General features: G+C 28.9%; 26 protein-coding genes. 15 read left to right on the top strand and 11 right to left on the bottom strand.

Annotated features, from left to right (window positions below):
- Positions 1–161: 161 nt before the first annotated feature.
- Positions 162–1,622 carry a pyruvate kinase gene (gene pyk, locus FDK22_RS07450; RefSeq protein WP_138152296.1) on the top strand — a complete coding sequence of 487 codons (1,461 nt, stop codon included), beginning with the start codon at positions 162–164 and terminating at the stop codon, positions 1,620–1,622.
- A 13-nt stretch (positions 1,623–1,635) separates the two neighbouring features.
- Here the strand turns inward: pyk and FDK22_RS07445 are convergent, their stop codons facing one another.
- Both FDK22_RS07445 and FDK22_RS07440 read right to left on the bottom strand, forming a co-directional pair.
- A complete protein-coding gene (locus tag FDK22_RS07445) occupies positions 1,636–2,823 on the bottom strand; it encodes a TolC family protein (protein WP_171012944.1) in 1,188 nt (395 codons plus the stop codon).
- Positions 2,801–3,985: an aspartate aminotransferase family protein gene (locus FDK22_RS07440; RefSeq protein WP_138152294.1), complete on the bottom strand. Its 1,185-nt coding sequence runs from the start codon at positions 3,983–3,985 to the stop codon at positions 2,801–2,803. The genes FDK22_RS07445 and FDK22_RS07440 overlap by 23 nt, the downstream gene beginning before the upstream one ends.
- Positions 3,986–4,287: 302 nt before the next feature.
- Between FDK22_RS07440 and FDK22_RS07435 the strand changes: the two genes are divergently transcribed.
- Both FDK22_RS07435 and FDK22_RS07430 read left to right on the top strand, forming a co-directional pair.
- Complete coding sequence (locus FDK22_RS07435) at positions 4,288–5,175, top strand: aspartate carbamoyltransferase catalytic subunit (protein WP_138152293.1); 888 nt, start codon at positions 4,288–4,290, stop codon at positions 5,173–5,175.
- A gap of 3 nt (positions 5,176–5,178) precedes the next feature.
- Positions 5,179–6,132 (top strand): aminodeoxychorismate synthase component I, encoded by a 954-nt coding sequence (locus tag FDK22_RS07430; protein WP_138152292.1) that lies wholly within the window; start codon positions 5,179–5,181, stop codon positions 6,130–6,132.
- Here the strand turns inward: FDK22_RS07430 and FDK22_RS07425 are convergent.
- Positions 6,121–6,822: a CerR family C-terminal domain-containing protein gene (locus FDK22_RS07425; RefSeq protein WP_138152291.1), complete on the bottom strand. Its 702-nt coding sequence runs from the start codon at positions 6,820–6,822 to the stop codon at positions 6,121–6,123. The genes FDK22_RS07430 and FDK22_RS07425 overlap by 12 nt on opposite strands.
- 179 nt (positions 6,823–7,001) lie before the next feature.
- Here FDK22_RS07425 and ptsP point away from each other — a divergent pair, with 179 nt between their 5' ends.
- The 4 genes from ptsP (at position 7,002) to FDK22_RS07405 (ending at position 12,440) form a co-directional block, all read left to right on the top strand.
- Positions 7,002–9,449, top strand: a complete 2,448-nt coding sequence (gene ptsP / locus FDK22_RS07420; RefSeq protein WP_138152290.1) for a phosphoenolpyruvate--protein phosphotransferase — start codon at positions 7,002–7,004, stop codon at positions 9,447–9,449.
- A gap of 5 nt (positions 9,450–9,454) precedes the next feature.
- Positions 9,455–10,399 carry a 1-phosphofructokinase gene (pfkB, locus tag FDK22_RS07415; RefSeq protein ID WP_138152289.1) on the top strand — a complete coding sequence of 315 codons (945 nt, stop codon included), beginning with the start codon at positions 9,455–9,457 and terminating at the stop codon, positions 10,397–10,399.
- Between the two features lie 23 nt (positions 10,400–10,422).
- A complete protein-coding gene (locus FDK22_RS07410) occupies positions 10,423–11,814 on the top strand; it encodes a fructose-specific PTS transporter subunit EIIC (protein WP_138152288.1) in 1,392 nt (463 codons plus the stop codon).
- Positions 11,815–11,876: 62 nt separating this feature from the next.
- Positions 11,877–12,440 (top strand): aminotransferase class IV family protein, encoded by a 564-nt coding sequence (locus tag FDK22_RS07405; RefSeq protein ID WP_138152287.1) that lies wholly within the window; start codon positions 11,877–11,879, stop codon positions 12,438–12,440.
- Here the strand turns inward: FDK22_RS07405 and FDK22_RS07400 are convergent.
- The gene (locus tag FDK22_RS07400; RefSeq protein ID WP_138152286.1) at positions 12,422–13,066 is read right to left on the bottom strand and encodes a transglutaminase-like cysteine peptidase; all 645 of its coding nucleotides are present in this window, start codon (positions 13,064–13,066) and stop codon (positions 12,422–12,424) included. The two genes, FDK22_RS07405 and FDK22_RS07400, sit on opposite strands and share 19 nt — an antisense overlap.
- A gap of 49 nt (positions 13,067–13,115) precedes the next feature.
- On the opposite strand from FDK22_RS07400, the gene FDK22_RS07395 reads away from it, so the two are divergent.
- The 3 genes from FDK22_RS07395 to FDK22_RS07385 are packed head-to-tail and all read left to right on the top strand — an operon-like array spanning position 13,116 to position 14,566.
- Complete coding sequence (locus tag FDK22_RS07395) at positions 13,116–13,553, top strand: hypothetical protein (protein WP_138152285.1); 438 nt, start codon at positions 13,116–13,118, stop codon at positions 13,551–13,553.
- Between the two features lie 10 nt (positions 13,554–13,563).
- Positions 13,564–14,253, top strand: a complete 690-nt coding sequence (locus tag FDK22_RS07390) for an AzlC family ABC transporter permease (protein WP_138152284.1) — start codon at positions 13,564–13,566, stop codon at positions 14,251–14,253.
- Entirely contained in the window at positions 14,246–14,566 is a 321-nt protein-coding gene (locus tag FDK22_RS07385) for a branched-chain amino acid transporter permease (RefSeq protein ID WP_138152283.1), read from the top strand. Before FDK22_RS07390 ends, FDK22_RS07385 begins: the two co-directional genes overlap by 8 nt.
- 32 nt (positions 14,567–14,598) lie before the next feature.
- On the opposite strand, the gene FDK22_RS07380 is transcribed toward FDK22_RS07385, so the two are convergent.
- The 6 genes from FDK22_RS07380 to FDK22_RS07355 form a co-directional block, all read right to left on the bottom strand.
- Positions 14,599–15,597, bottom strand: coding sequence for a beta-ketoacyl-ACP synthase III (locus FDK22_RS07380; RefSeq protein ID WP_138152282.1), 999 nt, complete (start codon positions 15,595–15,597; stop codon positions 14,599–14,601).
- A gap of 28 nt (positions 15,598–15,625) precedes the next feature.
- On the bottom strand, positions 15,626–16,624 hold the full coding sequence (gene plsX / locus FDK22_RS07375) for a phosphate acyltransferase PlsX (protein WP_138152281.1): 999 nt from the start codon (positions 16,622–16,624) through the stop codon (positions 15,626–15,628).
- Complete coding sequence (rpmF, locus tag FDK22_RS07370; protein ID WP_138152280.1) at positions 16,624–16,776, bottom strand: 50S ribosomal protein L32; 153 nt, start codon at positions 16,774–16,776, stop codon at positions 16,624–16,626. The genes plsX and rpmF overlap by 1 nt, the downstream gene beginning before the upstream one ends.
- 13 nt (positions 16,777–16,789) lie before the next feature.
- Positions 16,790–17,173: a hypothetical protein gene (locus tag FDK22_RS07365; RefSeq protein ID WP_138152279.1), complete on the bottom strand. Its 384-nt coding sequence runs from the start codon at positions 17,171–17,173 to the stop codon at positions 16,790–16,792.
- Positions 17,174–17,182: 9 nt separating this feature from the next.
- Positions 17,183–17,596: a nucleoside-diphosphate kinase gene (gene ndk / locus FDK22_RS07360; RefSeq protein WP_138152278.1), complete on the bottom strand. Its 414-nt coding sequence runs from the start codon at positions 17,594–17,596 to the stop codon at positions 17,183–17,185.
- A gap of 119 nt (positions 17,597–17,715) precedes the next feature.
- The gene (locus FDK22_RS07355) at positions 17,716–17,985 is read right to left on the bottom strand and encodes a 4Fe-4S dicluster domain-containing protein (RefSeq protein WP_138152277.1); all 270 of its coding nucleotides are present in this window, start codon (positions 17,983–17,985) and stop codon (positions 17,716–17,718) included.
- Between the two features lie 289 nt (positions 17,986–18,274).
- Between FDK22_RS07355 and FDK22_RS07350 the strand changes: the two genes are divergently transcribed.
- The 5 genes from FDK22_RS07350 (at position 18,275) to FDK22_RS07330 (ending at position 22,976) form a co-directional block, all read left to right on the top strand.
- A complete protein-coding gene (locus tag FDK22_RS07350; protein ID WP_138152276.1) occupies positions 18,275–18,871 on the top strand; it encodes a peroxiredoxin in 597 nt (198 codons plus the stop codon).
- A 169-nt stretch (positions 18,872–19,040) separates the two neighbouring features.
- Positions 19,041–20,387, top strand: a complete 1,347-nt coding sequence (rho, locus tag FDK22_RS07345; RefSeq protein ID WP_138152275.1) for a transcription termination factor Rho — start codon at positions 19,041–19,043, stop codon at positions 20,385–20,387.
- 163 nt (positions 20,388–20,550) lie between these two features.
- The gene (locus FDK22_RS07340) at positions 20,551–21,507 is read left to right on the top strand and encodes a methionine ABC transporter ATP-binding protein (RefSeq protein WP_138152274.1); all 957 of its coding nucleotides are present in this window, start codon (positions 20,551–20,553) and stop codon (positions 21,505–21,507) included.
- Positions 21,507–22,145, top strand: a complete 639-nt coding sequence (locus FDK22_RS07335) for a methionine ABC transporter permease (RefSeq protein ID WP_138152273.1) — start codon at positions 21,507–21,509, stop codon at positions 22,143–22,145. The genes FDK22_RS07340 and FDK22_RS07335 overlap by 1 nt, the downstream gene beginning before the upstream one ends.
- A gap of 9 nt (positions 22,146–22,154) precedes the next feature.
- On the top strand, positions 22,155–22,976 hold the full coding sequence (locus FDK22_RS07330; protein WP_138152272.1) for a MetQ/NlpA family ABC transporter substrate-binding protein: 822 nt from the start codon (positions 22,155–22,157) through the stop codon (positions 22,974–22,976).
- Positions 22,977–23,195: 219 nt separating this feature from the next.
- On the opposite strand, the gene FDK22_RS07325 is transcribed toward FDK22_RS07330, so the two are convergent.
- Positions 23,196–23,861 carry a uracil-DNA glycosylase family protein gene (locus tag FDK22_RS07325; RefSeq protein WP_138152271.1) on the bottom strand — a complete coding sequence of 222 codons (666 nt, stop codon included), beginning with the start codon at positions 23,859–23,861 and terminating at the stop codon, positions 23,196–23,198.
- Positions 23,862–23,936 lie beyond the last annotated feature (75 nt).

The following is a 23,936-nucleotide window of genomic DNA, read 5'->3' as shown; positions in this document are numbered from 1 at the left end:
ATAAGATTATTATAACAATCATATTGTGAAATAAAAGTGAAAAAAATTAATTAGATGTAATTGGTATGTAATTAAACTTAGTTATTAAACTAATATATATAACTAATATACTAGTTTAATTATGGTACAATATGGTTTAGAAAATTTAAAAGGAGCCAAAAGTGTATAAAACAGGCTATAAAAAAACTAAGATATTGGCTACACTTGGACCTGCAAGTAATAGTGTAGAGGTAATTGAAGGACTAGTTAAAGCTGGTGCAAATATGTTTAGATTGAATTTTTCTCACGGTTCACATGAATATCATGAAGAAACTTTAAAAAATATTAGAACTGTAATGAATAAACTTGATGTAACAATTGGAGTTTTACAAGATATTTCAGGACCAAAAGTAAGAATTGGTGAATTAAAAGAGAAGTTTGAACTTTTTCAAGGTGATGAAATAACATTTTTAAAAGAAGAGATTGTAGGATATAAAGAATCAGATAAAAAATATATTGTTTCTACAAACTATCCAGAACTATTAGACAAAGTAAAAGTTGACGAATATATCTATTTATACGATGGAACAATTAGAGCTAAAGTTATTAAAACAGGTGAAAAAGTAGTTGCAGTTGTTGAAAATCATGGTACTTTAACATCAAAAAAAGGTATTAACTTCCCAAATACTGTAATTGATATTAATGTAATTACAAGAAAAGATGAAGAGGATATTGCATGGGGTGTTAAAAACAAAGTTGATTACTTTGCAATTTCTTTTGTACAAAATAAAAACGATATGTTAAGTGCAAGAAAACTTCTTGGAGATTATCAAGGTAAACTTATTGCAAAAATTGAAAAGTTTGATGCCGTTGAAAATATTGATGAGATTATTGAAGTTTCTGATGGACTAATGGTTGCAAGGGGTGACTTAGGAATTGAAGTTCCTTATTATGAGGTTCCAACAATCCAAAAAACACTTATTAAAAAAGCAAATGAAGCTTGCATTCCTGTAATTACTGCAACACAAATGCTTTTATCAATGACTCACAATGAAAGAGCTACAAGAGCAGAAATTTCAGATGTTGCAAATGCCGTACTTGATGGGACTGATGCTGTTATGCTTTCAGAAGAGAGTGCAGTTGGTATAGATCCAATTAATACAGTTAGAACAATGGCAAATATTATTGCAAAAACTGAAGAGATTTATCCTTATGATAAACACAATAAATTATCTTATCATGATAGTTTTGATGTTATTCAAGGAACAGCAACAAAACTAGCTGATGATATTGGTGCTAAAGGTATTATTGCATTAACAAGTTCAGGTTTATCTGGTAGAAAAATCTCAAGATATAGACCTAAAACAAATATTTATATGTTTACACATCAAAGAAGAGTATTAAATCCAATGTGTGGATTATGGGGTGTTGAACCAATTGCAAAAATTAAAGAAGCTGGTGCTTCAAAAATGATACAAAAAATGTTAAAACTTTTAGATGAAAAAGGTTACTTAGATAAATCAGCAACATATATTGCTACATTTGGATACCCAGTTGGTGTTCCAGGAAGTACAAATACTATTAAAATTTTAACTCCATCAGAGTTGAAATATTATTTAGAATTACCAAAAGATAAGAAGTAACAACTTCTTATCTTTAGCTCATTTTAGCGTATAATTCAAGCAATTCTATTTGTTTTTGAAGTTCTAAAATTTTTAACTCTATTGATCTAATCTCTTGAGAGTTTTTCAAAATATTAACATCACTTTGTGTTTTTAATTCTGCATTTTTTTCTTCAATAATAACTTCTAATAAAGAACTGTAAAGTTCATAATCACTTTTTGCAATCTCTTTTTTATTATCATACATTTTTATTTTAGAAAGTTTAGTTCTATAAAAGTTTTTTTCTTCTAACTCTTGATTCTTTAGGTTTAATTTCGAACTTAGATAATTTATTCTTTGTGTTTCAATATCATTAAAAGTTCTAATATCTAAAGGGATTGAAACTGAAAAACCATAGCTATTAACATTTTCATTTATTGGCAGTCCATTATCTTTTTCATGGTTTTGTTTATGGTTAAAGTTTGCATTTACTTGAGGTAAATATTTTGAGATAGTCATATCTACAAAATTATCATTTTGTTTAATATCTGCCTTTGCTTTTGCTAATTCTAAATTGTTTTGTAAATATGTATTTTCATCATTTAAAGATAAAACTGGAAGTTCAAAACTTCTATAATCACCGCTTGCAATATTTGTAAAGTTATAGTTTAATTCCTGTTTTTGGTAATACAAGTCTGCAAGATTGTTTTTTATTGAGTTAGCATCAATAATAGCATTATCTAAAGTAGACGTATCTAAAAAGCCCGTTAAAACTTGCTCTTTTTTCCTTTGGACATCTATATTTGCATTTTTTAATAAAAGCTCATTTTTTTGAATATTTAAATCAATAATATTTAAATTAAAAAGTAAAGTAGTTGCTGTTTTAATTAACTCTTTTTTTTGAAGTTCTATATCAAAGTTATTATACTCATAATTTGCATTTGCATATTTAATAGCTGAATAGATTCCTCCACTTTTAAATATAGGTTGATTTATACTTATAGAACTAGTTGTAGTGTTGTTTGTATCGGTGTAACTTTTCGCATAAGATAGGGTTATAGGATTAACCCAATCTTTTTTTAATTTTGAACTGTTCTCTTCGTTTTTTTTACTATTATATTCAAAAAGATTAAGCCTATCTTCTGAAAGTATATTTTCATCTAATTTATCTTGGGCGTTTAAGCCTAAAGAAAATGTTAAAAAAGATACTAAAAATAGACTATTTAATTTTTGAGAGTGCATTATCTAGCCTTTCAAATCCTATATTAATCTCATCTTTTGTAATTGTTAATGGAGGTAAAAGTCTCATAGTATTTTTCCCTGCTTTTAGAACAAGAACACCCTCTTCAAAACATTTTTTAATAACTTCTTGAAGAGTTTCACCATCTTTTGCTCTTAATCCTCTCATTAATCCTAAACCAACTTGGGCAGTAAATATATTTGGATATTTTTTGTATATTTCTGATAATTTGTTCCCAAAATAGATTATAGCTTCATCTAAAGCACCAGTATTTTTATAATCTTCTAAAATATCTAAAACTTTATTTGCACTTGCAGTTGAAAGGTAATTTCCTCCAAATGTTGAACCATGGTCACCAGGAGTAAATATATCTTTGTGTTTAGTTACAACTGCTCCAATTGGAACACCACCACCTAAACCTTTTGCTAAAGTTATAATATCTGGTTCAATCTCATAAAGGTTAGTTGCTAAAAATTCACCAGTTCTATATATACCTGTTTGTACTTCATCTATAATTAAAAGTATGTTTTGTTCTTTTAAAAATTTTGCTAATTCTTGAATCTCTTTTTTATCAAATGGTTGAACTCCACCTTCTCCTTGAACAAGTTCAATCATAACTGCAACAGTTTCATCATCAATTGAGTTATAAATATCTTCAATTGCAGGATTAAATGAAAATCCATCTGGGTATGGTGCAAAACTTGGACTATGAAAAGAGCTTTGACCAGTTGCTTTTACAGTTGTAATTGTTCTTCCATGAAATGAATGTTCTAAAGTGATAACTTTATATCTTTTATTCTCAAATTTAGTTTCACCATATTTTCTTGCTAATTTAATAGCACCTTCATTTGCTTCAGCTCCTGAATTTGCAAAAAATGTTGCTACATCCATATTTGATAATTTGGCTATTTTTTCACCTAATTTAGCTTGTGGTTCTATTGCATATAGATTTGAAATATGTGTGATATTTTTTACTTGTTCATAAATTGCATCAGCTACTTCTTTATTTCCATGACCTACAGATACAACTCCAATACCTGAAGTAAAATCTATATAATCTTTATTGTTTTCATCATAAAGTGTTGCATTTATACCTTTTTTAAAATTTACGTAATTTCTAGGATAGGTATTTAATACATACTGTTTATCTAATTGTTCTAACATAAATTGTCCTTATTTAATTAAGTGAAATTATATCTAATTTATTTAAACAAAATGTTAATCAATTGATGAACAATATAATGAATTTAATTTATGTAGTTATAACTATAAAAAACATTTAAATATTTAAAATGGCAAAATAAAGTTTCCTTTTAAATCTATTATTTAGAATTATTTTATCAATTTTAGAAAATAATGAATTTATTGGTACATTAATAATTAAATTTATTTATTAAAATACCATTTATGTAAATTGTTATTAAACTGCATTTTGATAAAATCAAAATCAAAATTAAAGGTGAAAAATGCAGCATTTAATTTCTACAGGAGATTTTACAAAAGATGAAATCTTAAAGCTATTTGATGACGCTAGAATCTTCCTAGATATGGAAGGAAGTGAAGTTTTAAAGGGTAAAGTAATAGTTAATTTATTCTTTGAAAATTCTACAAGAACAAGAGGCGCTTTTGAAATGGCCGCTAAAAGATTAGGTGCAAGTGTAATCTCTTTGGATGTAGGAACTTCTTCAACAGCAAAGGGTGAGACTATCTTTGATACAGTTATGAATATCAATGCGATGAGGCCTGATGCTATTATTATTAGACACTCTGATTGTAACTTTCATCGAACACTTGTAGATTATGTTGATTGTCCAATTATTAATGCCGGTGCAGGTAAAAATGCTCATCCTACTCAAGCTTTATTAGACCTTTTTACAATTACAGAACACTTTGATGGTCAAACAGAAGGTAAAAAAGTTGCAATTGTTGGAGATATAAAATCATCTAGAGTTGCTGGGTCAAATAAAAAATTATTACCAAGATTTGGTATGGAAGTTGTTTTTGTTGCTCCTGATTGTTTTAAATCTGAAGATACAGAATATAGACAAGTTGATAATATCTCTGAGATTATAGATGAGATTGATGTTGTTATGAGTTTAAGAACACAATTAGAAAGACATAATGAGATATATTTCCAGTCTTTACATGATTATGCAAAAGATTACTGTATTACAAAAGATACTTTTGGAGATAGAGATATTTTACTTCTTCACCCAGGTCCTGTAAATAGAAATGTTGATATCTCGGATGAGATGTTAGTAGACCCAAGAAATAAAATATTAGAGCAAGTTAGAAATGGTGTTGCAGTTAGAATGGCAGTTTTAAAAAAGCTTGTTGTAGACCAAAAAAAATAAGATTTGAACGAAGAACTAAAAAATATATTAAATAAGAATGGCTCTTTAAATGAGCCATTCTTTTTTTGTATCTCATATGACTTATCAAAATTTTTTGTAAAACCTTTAAAAGAACTTCCTCCTGATATAAAATATAGTATTAATGAAAAAGTTTCTTCTAAAATTGCAAAAAAACATAGGATTATAAAAGAACCAATATCTTATGAAGAGTATAAAAAAAGATTTGATTTTATACAAGAGCATATTAAAGCTGGAAATTCATATCTTTTAAACTTAACCTCTCAAACTAAAATTGATCCAAAACTATCCCTTGATGAGATTTATGAAAAATCAAGAGCGAAGTTTAAATTAAAATTTTTTGATGATTTTGTATGCTTTTCTCCTGAAAAATTCATCGAAATTAAAAAAAATAAAATATATACTCACCCAATGAAAGGGACAATTGATTCAAAAATCCCAAATGCAGAAGCTATGATCTTAGGTGATAAAAAAGAGATGGCTGAACATACTATGGTTGTAGATTTACTAAGAAATGACTTAGGAATTGTTGCAAAAAAAATAAGAGTTGATAAGTTTAGATATATCGAAAAAATCAATGCAGGGGAGAAAAAACTTCTACAAGTAAGTTCAAAAATTTCAGGACATCTTGAGGAGAATTGGAATGAAAAAATAGGGGATATTTTAACTTCTATTTTACCTGCTGGCTCTATTACTGGATGCCCAAAGAAAAAAACAGTTGAGATTTTAAAAAATTGTGAAAACTATGAAAGAGATTTTTATACTGGAGTTTTTGGTGTTTATGAAAATAAAACTTTAAATAGTGCAGTTATGATTCGTTTTATTGAAAAAAATAAAGATGGGGAGTTTTTTTATAAAAGTGGGGGAGGAATAACTTGTGATTCCGATGCTACAAGTGAGTTTGAAGAACTTATTGATAAAATATATTTACCCTTTTAAAAATTGTAAAAGGGTATTTTTTACTTGATAGATAATAAGTTCTTTAATATCTTTTTTTTGAGATTCAGTAAAATCTTTAACATTTAATTCTGCTCTAACAGAACTATTTGCAGAAACAAATCTATGCATTAGACCTATTATAGAATTTGTATAGATGATAATTTTATCTGTATCTGTTGTATCTGAAATTTTATTTAATAAGTCACTAATAATATGTTCAGCTAATTTCAAAGAAGCCATACTATAAATTTTGTTAAAGCCTAAACTTGGTTTTAATTGTTCTCTAACAATGATTTTATGAAGTAAGATATTTGATTCGTATGACTCAAAAGCTCTTGTTATAAAAGTATCAATAAACTCTTCAATCCAATTGATTGTTTTATTCATCTCAAAAGTTCCATTTTGCTCTTTTAAAAAAGTATCATAGGCATCCACAAGTGGCATTGCCCAAGAATCCATATAATCTATTATATATTCAAGTACAGCTTGATAAAGTCCCTCTTTCCCACCAAAGTGATAGTTTATTGCTGCAATATTTGCATTTGCTTTTTTTGCAAGTTCTCTAACAGAGGTTTTATCAAAACCTTGTTCAGCAAACATCTCCATAGCAGTTTTAATAAGTCTATCTCTTGTATTTTCAAGATTAAATTCTTCGAACAGTTTTAAATGATTATCTTTAATTTCAAACAATTTTTTTCTCTTTTTTGTTTATTATTTACGATTATATCAAATAAAAGTTTATATAAACAATTGTTTAATTCAAACGTTTGTTTAAGTTTCTATTAAATTCATTGTTGTCATAATTTGAATATAAGACGTTATAATTAAAGTTATGTTTTATAAGTTTTTAGTAAATTGAGGGAAAAGAGATGCTTAAACTAGAAAAAAATATGGTCAAATTAGGATCAAATATTGATTCAAAAAAGAAAGCAATAGAAGAGGTTGGGAAACTTCTTGTTGATGGTGGTTATATAAAAACTGCTTATATTGATTCAATTTTCGGTAGGGAAGAGATTTCTAATACATATTTAGGAAATGGTATTTGTATCCCCCATGGGCTTCAAGAAAATAGAAACCTTATATTAAAAACTGGAATTGCTGTTTTACAAATTCCCAATGGTGTAATATGGAAAGATGATGAAAAAGCACATATAATAGTAGGAATTGCAGCAAAAAGTGATGAACATATTGAGATTTTATCGCAACTTACAAATCTTTTAATGGATGAAGAAGAAGCAAAAAAATTAGCTACTACAAAAGATATCAACCTTATACTAAATACTTTAAATTCAAATGAAAAAAAAGAAGATAATGAAGTAGTAGAATATTTTGAAACAAAAAAAGAAGTTATATTCCCTGGCACTGTTGGTTTTCACGCAAGACCTGCATCTTTATTTGTTGAAGAAGCTAATAAATACAATTGTGAAGTTCAAATAGAGTTTAATAAAAAAGTTGCAAATGGAAAATCTGTAGCTTCTATTTTAAAATTGGGAATTACAGGGAAAAGTACCTTTGCAATAGCAACAAAAGGAAATGATGAAGATAAAGCATTAAAAGCTTTAGTTAATTTAGTAAATAGTGGAATGGGTGAAGAAACTTCTGAAGAAGTTAAAATGGAAATCTCAAAAAGAGAATACCAAGGTGAAAAAATAGAAGGAATCCCAGCAGCTCCTGGTATGGCAATAGGTCCCGTTGTTGTTTTAAATGAAGATACAATTGAGATTAAAAAAGAGGGAAAAACTTCTCACGAAGAAAGAAAAAAACTAAGAAATGCACTAGATAAAGCTGCCCATGATTTAAATCAATGGTTACATAAAAAACATGAAACAGTTGATAAAAATAGAATGGATATTTTTATTGCCCATTTGGCTTTAATAAAAGACCCAGAACTTCAAAACAAAGCTTTAAACTCTATTGTTGATGGAGTAAGTGCTGAGTATACATGGTGGGAAATTATAAAAGATGAAATGAAAGCATTAAGTTCATTAAATGATTTAAGGTTATCCCAAAGGGCAAATGATATTAAAGATATTGGTAAAAGAGTTTTAAGATATTTAGATGAAAATGCAATTAAATCTACAAAAGTTGATATAAAAGAACCTTCAATTTTAATATCTTTAGATATGACACCATCTGAAACTTCAAAACTTGATAAACAAAAGGTTTTAGCAATAGTAACTGCAAAGGGTGGAAGTACTTCCCACACAGCAATTTTAGCAAGATCTATGGGGATACCATCAATTGCTGGTGCAGGTGAGGGTGTTTTAAATATCAATTCAAAAAATGCAATCGCTGATGGTGATTCAGGAATTTTAGTTATAAATCCTACAAAAAATGATTTAGACTTAGCTAAAAAAATAAGAGAACAAGAAGATATTAAAAAAGAAAAAGAGTTTTCTAAAAGGTTTGCACCAGCAGTTACAACTGATAAACATAGAATGGAAGTGGTTGCAAACATTGCCAATGCAGATGGCGCTTTAGAAGCAGTTAATAATGGAGCTGAGGGTGTTGGACTTTTAAGAACAGAGTTTTTATTTTTAGAAAGAGATAGTGCTCCAAATGAAACAGAACAATTTCAAGCTTATAAAAAAATGGTTCAACATTTAAATGGACTACCTTTAATTATAAGAACTTTAGATATTGGTGGAGATAAAGAGGTTTCTTATTTAAATATGCCTAAGGAAGACAATCCATTTTTAGGTATTAGAGGAATTAGATTATGTCTTGAGTATAAAGACTTATTTAAAGAGCAATTAAGAGCTATATATCAAGCTAGTAAATATGGTCCAATAAAAATTATGTTCCCGATGGTAGGATTATTAGAAGAGTTTAGAGAAGCTTCAAAAATAGCTGAAGAGGTTAGAGTTGAAGTTGGTGCTTCAAAAATTGATATTGGTATGATGATTGAAGTTCCAAGTGCAGTTTTAATGGCTGAACATTTTATAAAAGAAGCTGACTTTTTTTCAATTGGAACAAATGATTTAACTCAATATGTGTTATCAATGGATAGAGGTCATCAAGGTTTAGCAAAAAAAGCAGATGCTTTACATCCTGCTGTTTTAAAGATGATTAAAATGACTTGCGATGCTGCAAAAAAAGAGAATAAATGGGTTGGTGTATGTGGAAATTTAGCCGCAAATCCACTTGCTGCTAAAATTTTAACAGGACTTGGCGTAAAAGAGTTGTCTGTAACTGCTTCTTCTATAGCAAATATAAAATCAGAGATTCGAAAAACTTCACTTAAAGAGTGTGAAGAGCTTGCTTTAAAAGCATTAAGTCTTCAAACTTCTGATGAAGTAAGATCTTTAGAAGAGTAATTGTTATGTTAGATGTATTAACAGTAACATTAAACCCAGCAATTGATCAAACAGTAAATATTAATGATTTTAAAATTGATAATGTAAATAGGGTTGAAAAACTCCAAAATAGTGCGGCTGGAAAAGGTGTAAATGTAGCTTCATATTTAGCAAGTTCAGATTTAAAAGTTGGAGCAACGGGTTTTTTAGGTTCAAAGAACTGCGAGATTTTTGAAGAGTTTTTTAAAAAACAAAATATAGAAAATAGGTTTATATATTTAGATACTCAAACTAGAGTGAATGTTAAAATTGTTGATTCAAAAAACAAAACAGTTACTGATGTAAATCAAATGGGTTTTGAAATAGACGAAGAGAATTTAAATAAATTAGAGAAAAAACTTTTTTCAAAAAAAGAAGCCTCATGGTATGTTTTTTCAGGAAGTTTACCAAAGGGAATAGATAATAATATATATGAAAAATGGATAAAAAAAGCCCACGATTTAGGTGTAAAAGTTGCCTTTGATGCAAGTGGTGAGGCTTTGATATATGGTATAAAAGCAAAACCTGAATTAATAAAACCAAATAATCATGAACTTTCACAACTTTTATCAAAAAATATTTCATGTGATATAAAAGAGATTTTACCTATAGCAAGAGATTTAATTAATGATGGAATTGAAACTGTATGTGTTTCTATGGGTGAAAAGGGTTCTTTAATTGTAAATAAAAAAGAAGCTTTCCATGCTGTAGCATTAAAAGCTGAGGTTAATACAACAGTTGGTGCAGGGGATGCTTTACTTTCAGGACTTGTATATTCAAAAATAAATAAATTGTCTTTAGAAGAGAGTATTAAACTTGCATCAACTTATTCATTAAATGCATTAAAAACTATAGGTGCCTACCTATCATCCAAGGAGGAGTTGAAAAAACTAAGTAATGATCTTGACATTATGCCAATAAGTTTGGATTAAAAATTTTACAAAAGGGGAAAATTATGGCAAAAATTGTGGCAATTACAGCTTGTCCTACAGGTATAGCACATACATTTATGGCAGCTTCCGCATTAGAGAAGATTGCAGCTGACAATGGACATGAAATAAAAGTAGAAACACAAGGTTCAGTTGGAGCAAAAAATACACTAACTGAAGAGGAAATTTCAAATGCAGATGTTGTATTAATTGCAGCAGATACTCATGTTGAAATGACAAGATTTGAAGGTAAAAAATATTATGAAACTTCAACAGGTGAAGCAATAAAAAATACTAATGAGGTAATTAGTAGTGCACTTGCCTCAACAACAGTTCACTCAAATAGTGGTAAAGATTCATCTGTATTAAAAGAGCAAGTAGCAGAGATTAAAAGTGAAAGAAAAGCACAAACTACGGGTGCATATAAACATCTTTTAACTGGCGTATCATATATGCTTCCAGTTGTTGTTGCTGGTGGACTTTTAATTGCATTATCATTTATTTTTGGTATTGAAGCTTTTAAAGAAAAAGGTACATTAGCAGCAGCTTTAATGGATATTGGAGGTGGTGCAGCTTTCCATATTATGGTAGCAGTTCTTTCTGGATATATTGCCTTTTCTATTGCTGATAGACCTGGACTTGCCCCTGGACTTATTGGTGGTATGTTAGCTTCTAATATAGCTGCTGGTTTCTTAGGTGGTATTGTTGCTGGTTTTTTAGCAGGTTATGTAACAAAATGGATTGTTGAAAATATCAAACTACCTGAAAACTTTGAAGGATTAATGCCTGTATTAGTTGTACCATTGCTAGCAACTTTAGTTGTTGGTTTAGTGATGATTTATATTGTTGGTGGACCAGTTGGATATATCAATGATTCATTAAAAAATTTCCTAGAGAGTATGAGTGGTTCAAATGCTGTTTTAGTTGGACTTATTATTGGTCTGATGATGGCTTTTGATATGGGAGGACCTGTTAATAAAGCAGCATATACTGTATCAGTTGGATTACTTGCAAGTGGTGTTACCGGACCAATTGCTGCAGCAATGGCAGCTGGTATGACTCCGCCCCTTGGTATTTTTATAGCAACAATGATTGCAAAAAATAGATTTGAAAAATCTGAACTACAAGCTGGAAAAGCAGCAGGTGTTTTAGGTATTTGTTTTATTACTGAAGGTGCTATTCCTTTTGCCGTAAAAGACCCATTAAGAGTTATCCCATCTCTAATGGCTGGTTCTGCAGTTGCTGGTGCTATGAGTATGGCATTTGGTTGTAAATTAGCAGCTCCACATGGAGGTATTTTTGTACTTGCAATTCCAAATGCAGTTACAAATTTAGCAATGTATGGATTATCAATTGCAGCAGGTGCATTAGTTACTGCTATTATGTTAATGATTCTTAAAAAACCAATACCTTCTTAATATTTTGTGAGGAATCTCCTCACAAGATATTATTAAAATAAAAAATTTGATATTATACTTTTATGAAATATTTTGAAACTATTAAATGTGAAGATTATGAAATTTTCAATCTTCATTTCCATGAAAATCGTGTTGCTAAAACAGTGGGCTTAAATTTAAATCTACAAGATTATATCTATCCACCATCAAACAAACTTTTAAGATGTAAACTCATTTATGATGAAAATGAAGTTATTAATGTAGAGTTTTTTGAGTATAAAAAAAGGGAAATTAAAAGTTTTAAACTTCTATTTGATGATGGGATTGATTACTCAAAAAAGTTTTTAGATAGAAGCTGTATTGATAAATTATTTTTAGAAAAAGAATCTGCTGATGAGATAATGATTTTTAAAAATGGTTTTTTAACTGATACCTCTATTGCTAATATAGCTATATTTGATGGTGATAATTGGTTAACACCTAAAAAGCCTTTACTTGAAGGTACTACAAGAAATAGATTACTTGAGAATAAAGATATTATCGAGTCAAATATTGATTTAAATATGTTAAAAAATGCAAAAAAAATAGCCTTGATGAATGCTATGATAGATTTTGATATTTTAGAGGATTATTCATTTTTTGAATAAACTCTATTTAATAGTTTTTCCCATTTATTATCATCTTTATTTTTACCCCAATTGATTCTTACTTTTTTATAAATTTTTTTATTTTTTAATGTATAACTTGCAAATTCATTAAAGACAACCTTGGGTTCAAGTCTTTTCCTAATATCAAAAGGAACAACTTTAAAACTTAGATTATCTAAAACTAATGGTATAGATTTTTTATTTTCAAAATATAATAAAACCATATGGTAGTTTGTTTCACCTTTTACTTTTACAATACCAAAATAAAGTTTTTCTTTTGGAATACCTACTTCCAATAAAGTGAAATATTTAGCAATTGCATAATCTTCACAATCCCCTTTACCATTTATTAAAAACTCCTTTGGGGTTGCCCAGTGGTCATCAACATTATATTTTGTTGAGTCATTAACAGGAAGTATTTTGTTATAAAATGAATTTACATGGGATAGCTTTTTTAATGTGTTTGTAAAAGGTCTTACTTTCTGTTTTAGGTTTACATATTTAACTAGTCTTATTTTAATAGCTTTTGAATCCTTAGAATTATCAATTGTTTTTAAATCATTTTCATTTAAAGTAATACTTTTTGAATGTAAGCATATTGATGATAGAAAAATAAGTAAAAGCATTTGTTTCATACGTTATAATAACTAAGCGAAAATGAACTTAGGATTAAAAATGATAAATAATATTATTGAAAATAGTGAATATAAAGATTTAGTAAGTTCACAAGTAAAAGAGACTATGAAATTTTTATTAAATCAAAATCAAGAGTTTGCTATAACTGCAAATTTGGATGCGGTAAGATTCAACCCTGAATTGCCAAGTGCAACTTTTCAACAGTTATCAAAGTTTTCTTTATTTATCCTATCTAACTATACTTACTCAACAATTAGCTTAGAGGATGGATATTTAACCTTTGAAGCAGGTTTTGGAAGTGAAAACTTTGGTTCAACTGTAAAAATACCATATCATGCAGTATTTCAAATAGTTGTTGAAGAGTCAATACTTTTTGTTAACTCTGTTGCTACGGTGGATAAGTTTAATAAAAATACAAAAGAAAAATCATACAATATTTTTAAAAACAATCCAAATAATAAAAAATTAATTAAATAAAAGTTTTTAATTGAGATACGAAAGAGAAATTAGGGCTGCTTTTAAAGTCTCTATTCCTGTTATGATGGGTTATGGAGTTTTAGGGTTTGCCTTTGGATTATTATTAGTTTCCTTTAATTATAGTTGGTACTTAGCTCCTATTATGAGTCTTTTTATTTATGCTGGAGCTTTACAATTTGTTGCCATAAACTTTTTTAATGTAAAAGCTGGTTTAGTTGATATAGCAATTGCTTCATGGTTTGTAAATCTTAGACAATCTTTTTATGGACTATCTTTATTAAAAAGATTTAAAAAAAGTGGTAAATTAAAACCCTATTTAATTTTTGCACTTACAGATGAAACCTATGCTTTATTAACAACTTTAAAAGATGATGAAAATTTAAAAAAACATTGGTACTACTTTTTCCTTGCAGCTTTTAATCAAAGTTATTGGTTCTTAGGTTCTACCTTAGGTGCAATTGTTGGCTCTAATATAAAATTTAATACAGCTGGCTTAGAGTTCTCTTTAACTGCATTATTTGTAGTTTTATGTGTAGAACAATATAAAAGTTTAAAAAATCCAATACCTTTTTTTATTGGTGCTTTTGTTTCTATTATCTCTTTGATTTTTATACCTTCAGATAAGATGTTAGTGGTTTCTATCTTTTTATCATTGGTTTTATTGTTTACTTTTAGAAGAAAGTTGGAAGACAATGGGTAATTTAGAATTATTTTTAGCTATTTTAGTTATGTCATTAGTTAACCTATTTACTAGAGTTTTCCCTTTTTTGTTTTTTAGGAAAAATGAATTACCAAAACCATTGGTTTTTATTGAAAAATTCTTTCCACCTACAATTATGACAATTTTGATTTTTTATACTTTAAAGGATGTTGATTTTGCTTTATATCCATATGGTTTAAAAGAGATTTGTGGGATATTTTTCACTTTGGTTTTACATTTAAGTGTTAAAAACTACTTGATTTCAATATTTTTTGGAACAATATTTTATATGGGATTAGTTCAGTATTTATAAAAGTGCAAAGAGGTTTAAACCTCTTTAACTAATTACTTTTTTGGAGAAAAAGGGAAAAGTGCAGAACCCCAAGTAAGTCCACCACCAAAGGCATCAAATAAAATTTTATCTCCAGCTTTTATTTTACCTTGTTCATAAGCATAATTCATAGCCATAGGAATAGAAGCAGCTGATGTATTACCATATTTATCTACAGTTACAACAGTTTGATCTTCATTAAAGCCTAATGCTTTTCCAACTGCAGAAATAATTCTATAGTTAGCTTGATGAGGAATAAAGTGATTTATATCTTCACTTTGAATATTGTGTTTTTCTAACATATCTTCAACATCAGATGTTAAAGTTTTAACAGCTAGTTTGAAAGTTTCATTCCCTTTCATTTGAATACAAGCCATTTTTGCATCAAGTACTTCTTGAGAACAAGGATGTTTACTTCCTCCACCTGGAGTTTTTATTAAATCATCATAGTTTCCATCACTTGAACAATTTACATCTATAATTGCTTCTTCTTTTTTGTCAGTTGCAGAGATAATTGCTGCACCTGCTCCATCTCCAAAGATAAAACAAGTTGTTCGGTCTGTAAAATCTAAAATAGAAGTATATTTCTCAGCACCAACAATAAGTACATTTTTTTTCATACCTGCTTCAATAAATGCTTTTGCAATTGAGGTTGCATAAACAAAACCTGTACAAGCAGCGCTTATATCAAAAGCTTGTGCAGGAGGAAGTCCTAGTTTTGAAGCAATAAGACATGCCGTTGAAGGCATACATAAATAGTCAGGAGTTACTGTAGCACAGATTACTAAATCAATATCTTCTTTAGCAATACCTGCTCTCTCAATTGCTTGAGAAGCCGCTTTTGCACCCATATCAGAAGGGTTTTCATTCTCTTCTGCGTATCTTCTTTCTTTTATACCAGTTCTTTTTGTGATCCATTCATCATTAGTATCAATGATTTTTTCAAAGTCAACGTTGGTCATAACTTTAGAAGGAACATAAGCCCCTATTGATCTAAATGCTGCATATGCCATTATAAAATTTCCTTAAAAAACTAATACGCTATTTTTCAATTGCGTATAGTTTTAATCTTTCTTCAATATCAGAGTCTAAGTTTGAGCTAGCTGCATTAATTGCTTGGTAAATTGCATTTTGAATTGCTTTATTATTTGATTTACCATGGGCAATAATAACTGGGGCTTTAACTCCTAATAATGGAGCTCCACCATATTCTGCATAATCAACTCTTACTTTTAGATTTTTGAATACTTTTCTCATCAATACTGCACCAGCAATAGAGATAAGAGATCTTTTTAAATCTTTTTTTATAATTTTACCAATTGTATCTGCAACACCTTCAGCAGTTTTTAGTAAAATATTACCAATAAATCCATCACAAACAACAACATCTACTGTACCTTTAAATACATCGCTACCTTCAACATTCCCAGCAAAATTAGGAATCTTTGAAAGCATAGTAAATGCTTCTTTTGTAATCTCATTACCTTTACTTTCCTCTTCACCATTACTTAGTAGTCCAACTAAAGGTTCATCAAGTTGTAATACATCTTGTGCATAAACTTGTCCCATAATTGCAAATTCAAATAGGTTTTTAGCATCACAATCAACATTTGCTCCAACATCTAAAACCAAAGTATTTTGATTTTCGCTTGTAGGCATTAATGTTGCAATTGCAGGTCTACTTACACCTTTGATTCTACCAATTCTAAGTGTTGCTAAAGACATAGAAGCTCCAGAGTGTCCAGCAGAAACAACAGCATCTGCTTTTCCTTCTTTTACCAATTCTATTGCTTTAAATATTGTAGATTCTTTTCTTTTAAGTGCATCTGTAGCTGAATCAGTCATACTAATTACATCAGTTGTATGTAATATTTCAATTCTATCAATTAAGTATGGAGGGATAAGAGGTTTAAGTTCTTTTTCATCACCTACTGCTATTGCAGTAAACGTAGTATTATGTCGAAGGGCTGAAATAAGTCCCTCCATTATAGGTTGAGGACCGAAATCCCCTCCCATTGCATCAATTGCTATTCTTAGCATTATGCTTTATATTCACCAGTATTTGGGTTAACCATGTGAGGCATTTTCCAAGTTCCATCACTATCTTTTACTGGTCTTTTTAAAGTAATTTTATAGTGAGTTCTTCTCTTAGCTGCTCTAGTATGTGATACTCTTCTCTTAGGTACTGCCATGTTTTCTCCTTATTTAATATTCTTTTTCGATAAAATCACTATCTGCACAATTTGAACAAATGTGATAATCTGTATAAATAGATGATATTTCGCTTTCAATAATTTCATCAAAATCAATAATATTATCATCTATTTCTATGATGTCTAATTCTTCATCGTTATGTGAATCAGACTTATAGATACCATCACTAAGTAAAAAATTCATATTTTCATTTAATGTAATTGTATCTTCTTCACCGCATCTAATGCAATTTACAGTGGTGTTCCCTGTAAGTTTACTGTCAATTTTGACTAAAGATGGCGATATTTTACAAAAAGTACCTTCAATTTTAACTGAATTAGATTCAGTTTTAAACTCTTTTGGAGTAAAAGGTACTTTTCTAAATTCTATTTTCATGTGAAAATACTAGCAAATCTCTCTGTCTGAGAAGAAAAATTTAATTTCAATTGCTGCGTTTTCTAATGAATCAGAACCGTGTACTGCATTTGCATCAATAGAGTCAGCGAAATCTGCTCTAATTGTTCCAGCTGCTGCTTCTTTTGGATTAGTTGCACCCATTAATTCTCTATTTTTAGTCATTGCATTTTCACCTTCAAGTACTGAAACTACAACTGGTCCAGAAATCATGAAGTCTACTAATTCACCAAAAAAAGGTCTTTCTGCATGTACTGCATAAAATGCTTCAGCATCAGCTTTACTTAATTGAACTTTTTTTGTAGCTGCAATTCTTAATCCAGCAGATTCAAATCTATCTAAGATTTTACCAACAACGTTCTTTGCCACTGCATCAGGTTTAATGATTGAAAGTGTTTGTTCCATAGGTATTCATTCCTCTTTTATTTTTTAAGCCGCGGATTATACCTAAAAAAATAAAAAAAGGCAAGCAATTTGAATAATTACTTACCTTTTTGTTAAAATTAATTAAAATGATATAAAGATTAGTCTTCTACAACTGGTTCACCAGCAGTCATTCCTTCTCTAATATTATCACCTTCTCTAGCGTCCCAAACAATACATCCTTCAGTAGGGCATGCTTCAGCACATGCTGGCTCGTCATGATCACCGATACACTCAGTACAAGTTTCTGGGTTTACATAATAAATATCTTCACCTGTAGGATTCTCATCGTTATCAACAATTGATTCTGTTGGACACTCATCTAAACAAGCATCACAGTTAATACAAATATCAGTAATTTTTACTGCCATTCTAACTCCTTGAAAAATTTATTCAACTTTATCACACAAAAAATAAATTTAACTTTAAATGAGGATTGTTATAAGCTGGCTTTATAATTCCCAAAAATAGGTATTTCTAGATAATGAAAGTAATTACAGTTATCAAGAATAAAATTGAACTATTATCTATTAAGGGATAAAATTTTTCCAAAAATAAAATCTATCTTAAATTTAAAAATTTATATTTTATACATAATATTGTTTAAAAAAATTATACTATACTTTCACTCACAAAACAATTTATAATAAAGGAAATTACATGTTAGTTACAAAAAAAGCTCCAGATTTCACAGCAACAGCTGTACTTGCAGATGGTCAAATCGTTGAAGATTTTAATTTATATGACAATATTGGTGAAAAAGGTGCGGTATTATTTTTCTACCCACTAGATTTTACTTTCGTTTGTCCATCAGAAATTATTGCATTCTCAAAAAGAATTGAAGAGTTCACTTCAAGAGGAATCAATGTAATTGGTTGTTCTGTAGATTCACAATTCTCTCACTTTGCATGGAGAGAAACTCCAATTGAAAATGGTGGTATTGGTAGAGTTAAATTCCCTCTAGTTGCTGACCTTTCAAAACAAATCTCAAGAGACTATGATGTATTATTTGGTGATTCTGTTGCATTAAGAGGTTCATTCTTAATTGACAAAGATGGAACTGTAAGACACGCTGTAATTAACGATTTACCATTAGGTAGAAACATTGATGAAATGATTAGAATGGTAGATACAATGATTTTTACTAATGAGCATGGTGAAGTTTGTCCTGCTGGATGGACTAAAGGTGACGAAGGTATGAAGCCATCTACTGAAGGTGTAGCTGAATACTTAGGTAAAAACGAAGGTAACTTATAATATCTTTTCCTTAAAAAGCGCCATATGGCGCTTTTTACCCTCAACTCAAGTTAATTAATTGACTTTTTTTTAAATAAACACTAAAATTACAAGACTTAAAAAAATATACTAGACGAAACTACAAAACACATAACTTAATATGTAAATCAAAAAAAGGCAAAATAAACTCATGGAAGAGTCAAAAACTCAAACTAAAACTAAAGCAAGAGGCTCGCACTCAAACGGGAACTCTAGAAAAGCAAGAACTCATGTTCCTGTTGAAGGTTACAAAATCGAACAACTAAGAGAACTACCTTTAAATGATCTTCTTAAAATTGCAAAAGAATTAGATGTAGAAAATCCTCAAGAATTAAAAAGACAAGATTTAATGTTTAGCATCCTACAACATCAAATCGATGCTGGTGGATTTATTCTATTTACTGGAATCCTTGAAATCAAAGAGGGTGGATTTGGATTTTTAAGAGCAATTGATGGAAACTTCTCTGATACTTCAAATGATTCTTATGTATCTGCAACACAAATTAGAAAGTTTGCATTAAGAACAGGGGATATTGTTACAGGACAAGTTCGACCTCCAAATAAAGATAGTGAAAAGTATAATGCTTTATTAAAAATCGAAGCGATTAATTACTTACCTATAAATGAATCAAAAAACAGACCACTATTTGATAACTTAACTCCACTATATTCTACTGAAAGATTTACATTTGAGTATGATCAAAATAGAATGACAGGAAGAATGCTTGACCTTTTTGCTCCAATGGGTAAAGGTCAAAGGGGACTTATTGTTGCCCCTCCTAAAACTGGTAAAACAGAACTTTTAAAAGAGTTAGCTCATGGTATAAGTAGAAATCATCCTGATACACATTTAATGGTTTTATTAATTGATGAGAGACCTGAAGAGGTAACTGATATGCAAAGAAGTGTAAAAGGGGAAGTTTATTCTTCTACATTTGACCTTCCTGCACAAAACCATGTAAGAGTTGCTGAAATTGTTATTGAAAAAGCGAAAAGACTTGTTGAGATGAAAAAAGATGTAGTAATCTTACTTGACTCAATCACAAGATTAGCAAGAGCGTACAACACAGTTACTCCAAGTTCTGGAAAAGTTCTTTCAGGGGGAGTTGATGCAAATGCACTACATAAACCAAAAAGATTTTTTGGTGCTGCTAGAAATATTGAAGAGGGTGGTTCTTTAACTATTATCTCAACAGCACTTATTGAAACTGGTTCAAAAATGGATGAAGTTATTTTTGAAGAGTTTAAAGGTACTGGTAACTCAGAGGTTGTATTAAGTAGAAATGCAGCTAATAGAAGAGTTTACCCAGCTCTTGATATTATTAAATCTGGTACTAGAAAAGAAGAGTTATTATTGTCTCCTGATATTTTACAAAAAACTTGGATATTGAGAAATGCAATTTCACAAATGGATGAAGTTGAAGCATTAAAATTCTTATATTCAAAAATGCAAAAAACGAAAAACAATGAAGATTTTTTTGCTTCTATGAACGAATAGTTTAAATACCTTTTTTTAATAGCAGTTTTCTTTAAAAAGAAAACTGCTATTTTCTCCAATCTTTCTAATTTTGTAAATTTTTTAAAAAGTTGCATATAAATTGCTCATTTAATTTAAAACTTATTCTTTTTTTAATAGTATTCCGAGCTTATAAGGATCTATTATGATTAATATTAAAAATTTAAATAAGTATTATGGAAAAACAAAAGTTTTAGATGATATTTCAATTGATATAAAAAAAGGTGAAATATTTGCTATTGTTGGACATAGTGGTGCTGGAAAATCTACACTTCTTAGATGTATTAATGGTCTTGAAGAATATAGTGATGGTTCATTAAAGGTTAATAATAGAGAGATTAAGTCTTTAAATAAAAAAGAACTAAAAGAGTTTAGAAAAAATATTGGGATGATTTTTCAACATTTTTCTTTAATTCAAAGAAAAACTGTTTATGAAAATGTTACTTTACCAATGCAACTTTGGGGATACGATAAAAGTAGTATTGATAAAAAAGTAAAAGAGTTATTAACATTGGTTGGACTTGAACAAAAATTTAATTCTTATCCAAAAGAGTTAAGTGGCGGACAAAAACAACGTGTTGCTATAGCAAGAGCATTAACACTAGAGCCAGATATTTTACTTTCAGATGAGGCAACTTCTGCACTTGATCCAAACACTACTACATCTATTTTAAATCTATTAAAACAGATAAATGAAAAACTAAACATTACAATAGTTTTAGTTACTCATGAGATGGATGTTGTTAAACAAATTGCCCAAAAAGCATTATTACTTGAGCATGGAAATATTATCGGATTTGATGATACAGAAGAGTTGTTTTTGAAACCTGATAAGAAAATGAAACATTTTCTTGGGGAAAATGAAGTGATACCAAATAATGGAGTAAATATAAAACTTTACTTTCCAAAGGATAATGCGTATCAATCATTTATTACAAAAATGGCTAGAGAATTAAATATGGATTTTAATATTGTTTGGGGAAAACTTGAAGAGATAAATACTCATATTGTTGGAAATATGGTTATAAATATAAATGAAGAAGATAAAAAAATAGTTACTGATTATATTAAAAATCATGACATTATCTGGGAGGTATTATAATGGTTGATATTTTATTACCTGCTTTAGGTGAAACAATTTATATGTCTTTTGTATCTACATTTTTTGCGGTATTGATTGGATTCTTATTAAGTATCATATTAATTCTTACTTCAAAAGGTGGTTTAAAAGAGAATCTAAAAATCTATTCAGTTCTTGATGTGGTAATTAATACTTTAAGGTCATTTCCTTTTATTATTTTGATGATTGTGTTATTTCCTTTAACAAAATTTTTAATAGGAAAAAGTATTGGTACAACAGCAGCAATTATACCTCTTACAATTGGAGCTGCTCCTTTTATAGCAAGACTTATTGAAAGTGCTTTTAAAGAAGTAGACCAAGGGGTAATAGAAGCTGCAAAATCATTTGGAGCAAGTGATTTTCAAATAATCTTTAAAGTAATGCTTGTTGAAGCATTGCCTAGTATTATTTCTGCAATTACATTAACTCTGATTACGGTAATTGGATTTTCTGCTATGGCTGGAGCTGTTGGTGGTGGAGGTTTAGGAGATGTTGCCATTAAATATGGTTATTATAGATTCCAAACTGAAACTATGATTTATACAGTACTAATACTAATTGCCTTAGTGCAAGTATGTCAAAGTGCTGGTGATTATATTTATAAAAAAACTAAAAAATAAAGGATATAAATGATAAAAAATATTTTAAAATTTGCAATTGCTGGTGCAGTTGCTTTAGGTTTAACTGCTTGTACAGGTGGTGAAGAAAAAAAAGAAGTTGCAAAAGTTGAAGAGAAAAAAACTGTAATCAAAGTTGGTGCTACACCAGTACCTCATGCAGAGATTTTAGAAGCTGCGAAACCTTTATTAAAGAAAAAAGGTTATGATTTAGAGATTGTTGAATTTACTGATTATGTTACTCCAAATATAGCTGTTGATGAGGGTGAGTTAGATGCTAACTTTTTCCAACACTTGCCATATTTAGAAGAGTTTAATAAAAACAAAAATACTAATATTGTAAAAACAGTAAACGTTCACTTAGAACCAATGGGATTATATTCAAAAAAAATCAAAGATATTTCTGAATTAGCTGATGGCGCAACTATTGCTGTTCCAAATGACCCAACAAATGGAAGTAGAGCATTGGATATTTTAGTTAAACAAGGTTTATTAAAATTTAAAGATGTAGAGTTTAAAACTGCACTTGATATTATAGAAAATCCAAAGAATTTACAAATTAAAGAATTAGATGCACCTCAATTACCAAGAGTTATTGATGAAGTTGATGCTGCAATTATTAATACAAACTATGCATTAGCTGCAAATTTAAATCCATTAAAAGATGCATTAGTTATTGAATCAAAAGATTCTCCATATGCAAATATTGTTGCAGTAAAAGCTGGTAATGAAAATAAAGAATATATAAAAGTTTTAGATGAAGTATTAAACTCAGAAGATATTAAAAAATTCATCCTTGAAAAATATAATGGGGCTATTGTAGAAGCATTTTAAAGTAAAGAGCCATTTGGAAGCTTTTCAAATGGCTCTTAAAAATTAATTTTCTTTCACAAAAAAAGTAATTAACCACGAAGCTGCAGTAAAAACGGCTAGTCCAAATACCACGAATAACAGTGTTTCTTGTATAAACATTTCTCTCTCCTAAATGTTAATGAATAATCATTCATAATTATAATAAAAAAAAATTAAACTTATACTTAAATAAAATTTAAATTATTTAACTAATTTAAAAACCTCTTTATATTGTTCAACTCTAAAATCAAAGGTTGAATAATTCTCATTAACTCTCTTTTTTTCTTTAAATTTATTATTTGCCCCAATACTTCTATTGGCTGCATTAGATGGTGATGTTAAGCTAATAGTTTTTATTATTCTTTTCTCAAATTCAAAGCTATGAATTTTTGGGATATCTTCTTTTATTTTTTTAAAATCAATATTGTTTTCTTTAAAAATTTTTCTTAAAAAATATTCTGGAGAGTTTTTACAAAAGCCTCCTGTAAAAATAATGCTTGTGATTTTATCAAACTTTTGAAGATAATATAAAATATCTCTTAGCTCAATATTTTCCATACCTATATCACTAGCATCAATCTTTTTTCTTTGGCATGACTCTACTATATCACAGACACCAATATTGTTTTTTAGCAAAAATGATTTTCTTTGTTCTACTGCTTCATTTGAATTATCGAAAAGTAGATTTAAATTGTAAATTTCATTAAGGACTTTCCAAAGAAGATTGTCTTTTGAACCATAACAAAAAAGCACATCTTCTTTTTTGTATTCCCCTTTACAAAATCTAGGTGGTGGTAGAGTTCCCATTATTATAGTTTTAGTATCTTTATTCAAAAAAGGTTTATATGGATGAAAATGAAAAAACATAAAACTCCTTTAGTACATCTATATATTTTATTTTAACAAATTAGTTATAACTTTTTTGATATAATCTTTGCTAAT

This window comes from Arcobacter arenosus (assembly GCF_005771535.1).
GTDB classification, from domain to species: Bacteria; Campylobacterota; Campylobacteria; order Campylobacterales; family Arcobacteraceae; genus Halarcobacter; species Halarcobacter arenosus.
The sequence above is the reverse complement of the archived record's forward strand: the minus strand, read 5'-3'. Positions and strand labels throughout refer to the sequence as shown.

Coding starts and splice junctions, on each gene's coding strand:
- FDK22_RS07395 (WP_138152285.1), top strand. CDS start 13,116: ATGATAAATAATATTATTGAAAATAGTGAATATAAAGATTTAGTAAGT.
- FDK22_RS07340 (WP_138152274.1), top strand. CDS start 20,551: ATGATTAATATTAAAAATTTAAATAAGTATTATGGAAAAACAAAAGTT.
- FDK22_RS07325 (WP_138152271.1), bottom strand. CDS start 23,861: ATGTTTTTTCATTTTCATCCATATAAACCTTTTTTGAATAAAGATACT.
- FDK22_RS07410 (WP_138152288.1), top strand. CDS start 10,423: ATGGCAAAAATTGTGGCAATTACAGCTTGTCCTACAGGTATAGCACAT.
- FDK22_RS07400 (WP_138152286.1), bottom strand. CDS start 13,066: ATGCTTTTACTTATTTTTCTATCATCAATATGCTTACATTCAAAAAGT.
- FDK22_RS07440 (WP_138152294.1), bottom strand. CDS start 3,985: ATGTTAGAACAATTAGATAAACAGTATGTATTAAATACCTATCCTAGA.
- plsX (WP_138152281.1), bottom strand. CDS start 16,624: ATGCTAAGAATAGCAATTGATGCAATGGGAGGGGATTTCGGTCCTCAA.
- FDK22_RS07365 (WP_138152279.1), bottom strand. CDS start 17,173: ATGAAAATAGAATTTAGAAAAGTACCTTTTACTCCAAAAGAGTTTAAA.
- FDK22_RS07380 (WP_138152282.1), bottom strand. CDS start 15,597: ATGGCATATGCAGCATTTAGATCAATAGGGGCTTATGTTCCTTCTAAA.
- FDK22_RS07405 (WP_138152287.1), top strand. CDS start 11,877: ATGAAATATTTTGAAACTATTAAATGTGAAGATTATGAAATTTTCAAT.
- rho (WP_138152275.1), top strand. CDS start 19,041: ATGGAAGAGTCAAAAACTCAAACTAAAACTAAAGCAAGAGGCTCGCAC.
- FDK22_RS07385 (WP_138152283.1), top strand. CDS start 14,246: ATGGGTAATTTAGAATTATTTTTAGCTATTTTAGTTATGTCATTAGTT.
- rpmF (WP_138152280.1), bottom strand. CDS start 16,776: ATGGCAGTACCTAAGAGAAGAGTATCACATACTAGAGCAGCTAAGAGA.
- FDK22_RS07355 (WP_138152277.1), bottom strand. CDS start 17,985: ATGGCAGTAAAAATTACTGATATTTGTATTAACTGTGATGCTTGTTTA.
- FDK22_RS07435 (WP_138152293.1), top strand. CDS start 4,288: ATGCAGCATTTAATTTCTACAGGAGATTTTACAAAAGATGAAATCTTA.
- FDK22_RS07350 (WP_138152276.1), top strand. CDS start 18,275: ATGTTAGTTACAAAAAAAGCTCCAGATTTCACAGCAACAGCTGTACTT.
- pfkB (WP_138152289.1), top strand. CDS start 9,455: ATGTTAGATGTATTAACAGTAACATTAAACCCAGCAATTGATCAAACA.
- ndk (WP_138152278.1), bottom strand. CDS start 17,596: ATGGAACAAACACTTTCAATCATTAAACCTGATGCAGTGGCAAAGAAC.
- FDK22_RS07445 (WP_171012944.1), bottom strand. CDS start 2,823: ATGCACTCTCAAAAATTAAATAGTCTATTTTTAGTATCTTTTTTAACA.
- ptsP (WP_138152290.1), top strand. CDS start 7,002: ATGCTTAAACTAGAAAAAAATATGGTCAAATTAGGATCAAATATTGAT.
- FDK22_RS07335 (WP_138152273.1), top strand. CDS start 21,507: ATGGTTGATATTTTATTACCTGCTTTAGGTGAAACAATTTATATGTCT.
- FDK22_RS07330 (WP_138152272.1), top strand. CDS start 22,155: ATGATAAAAAATATTTTAAAATTTGCAATTGCTGGTGCAGTTGCTTTA.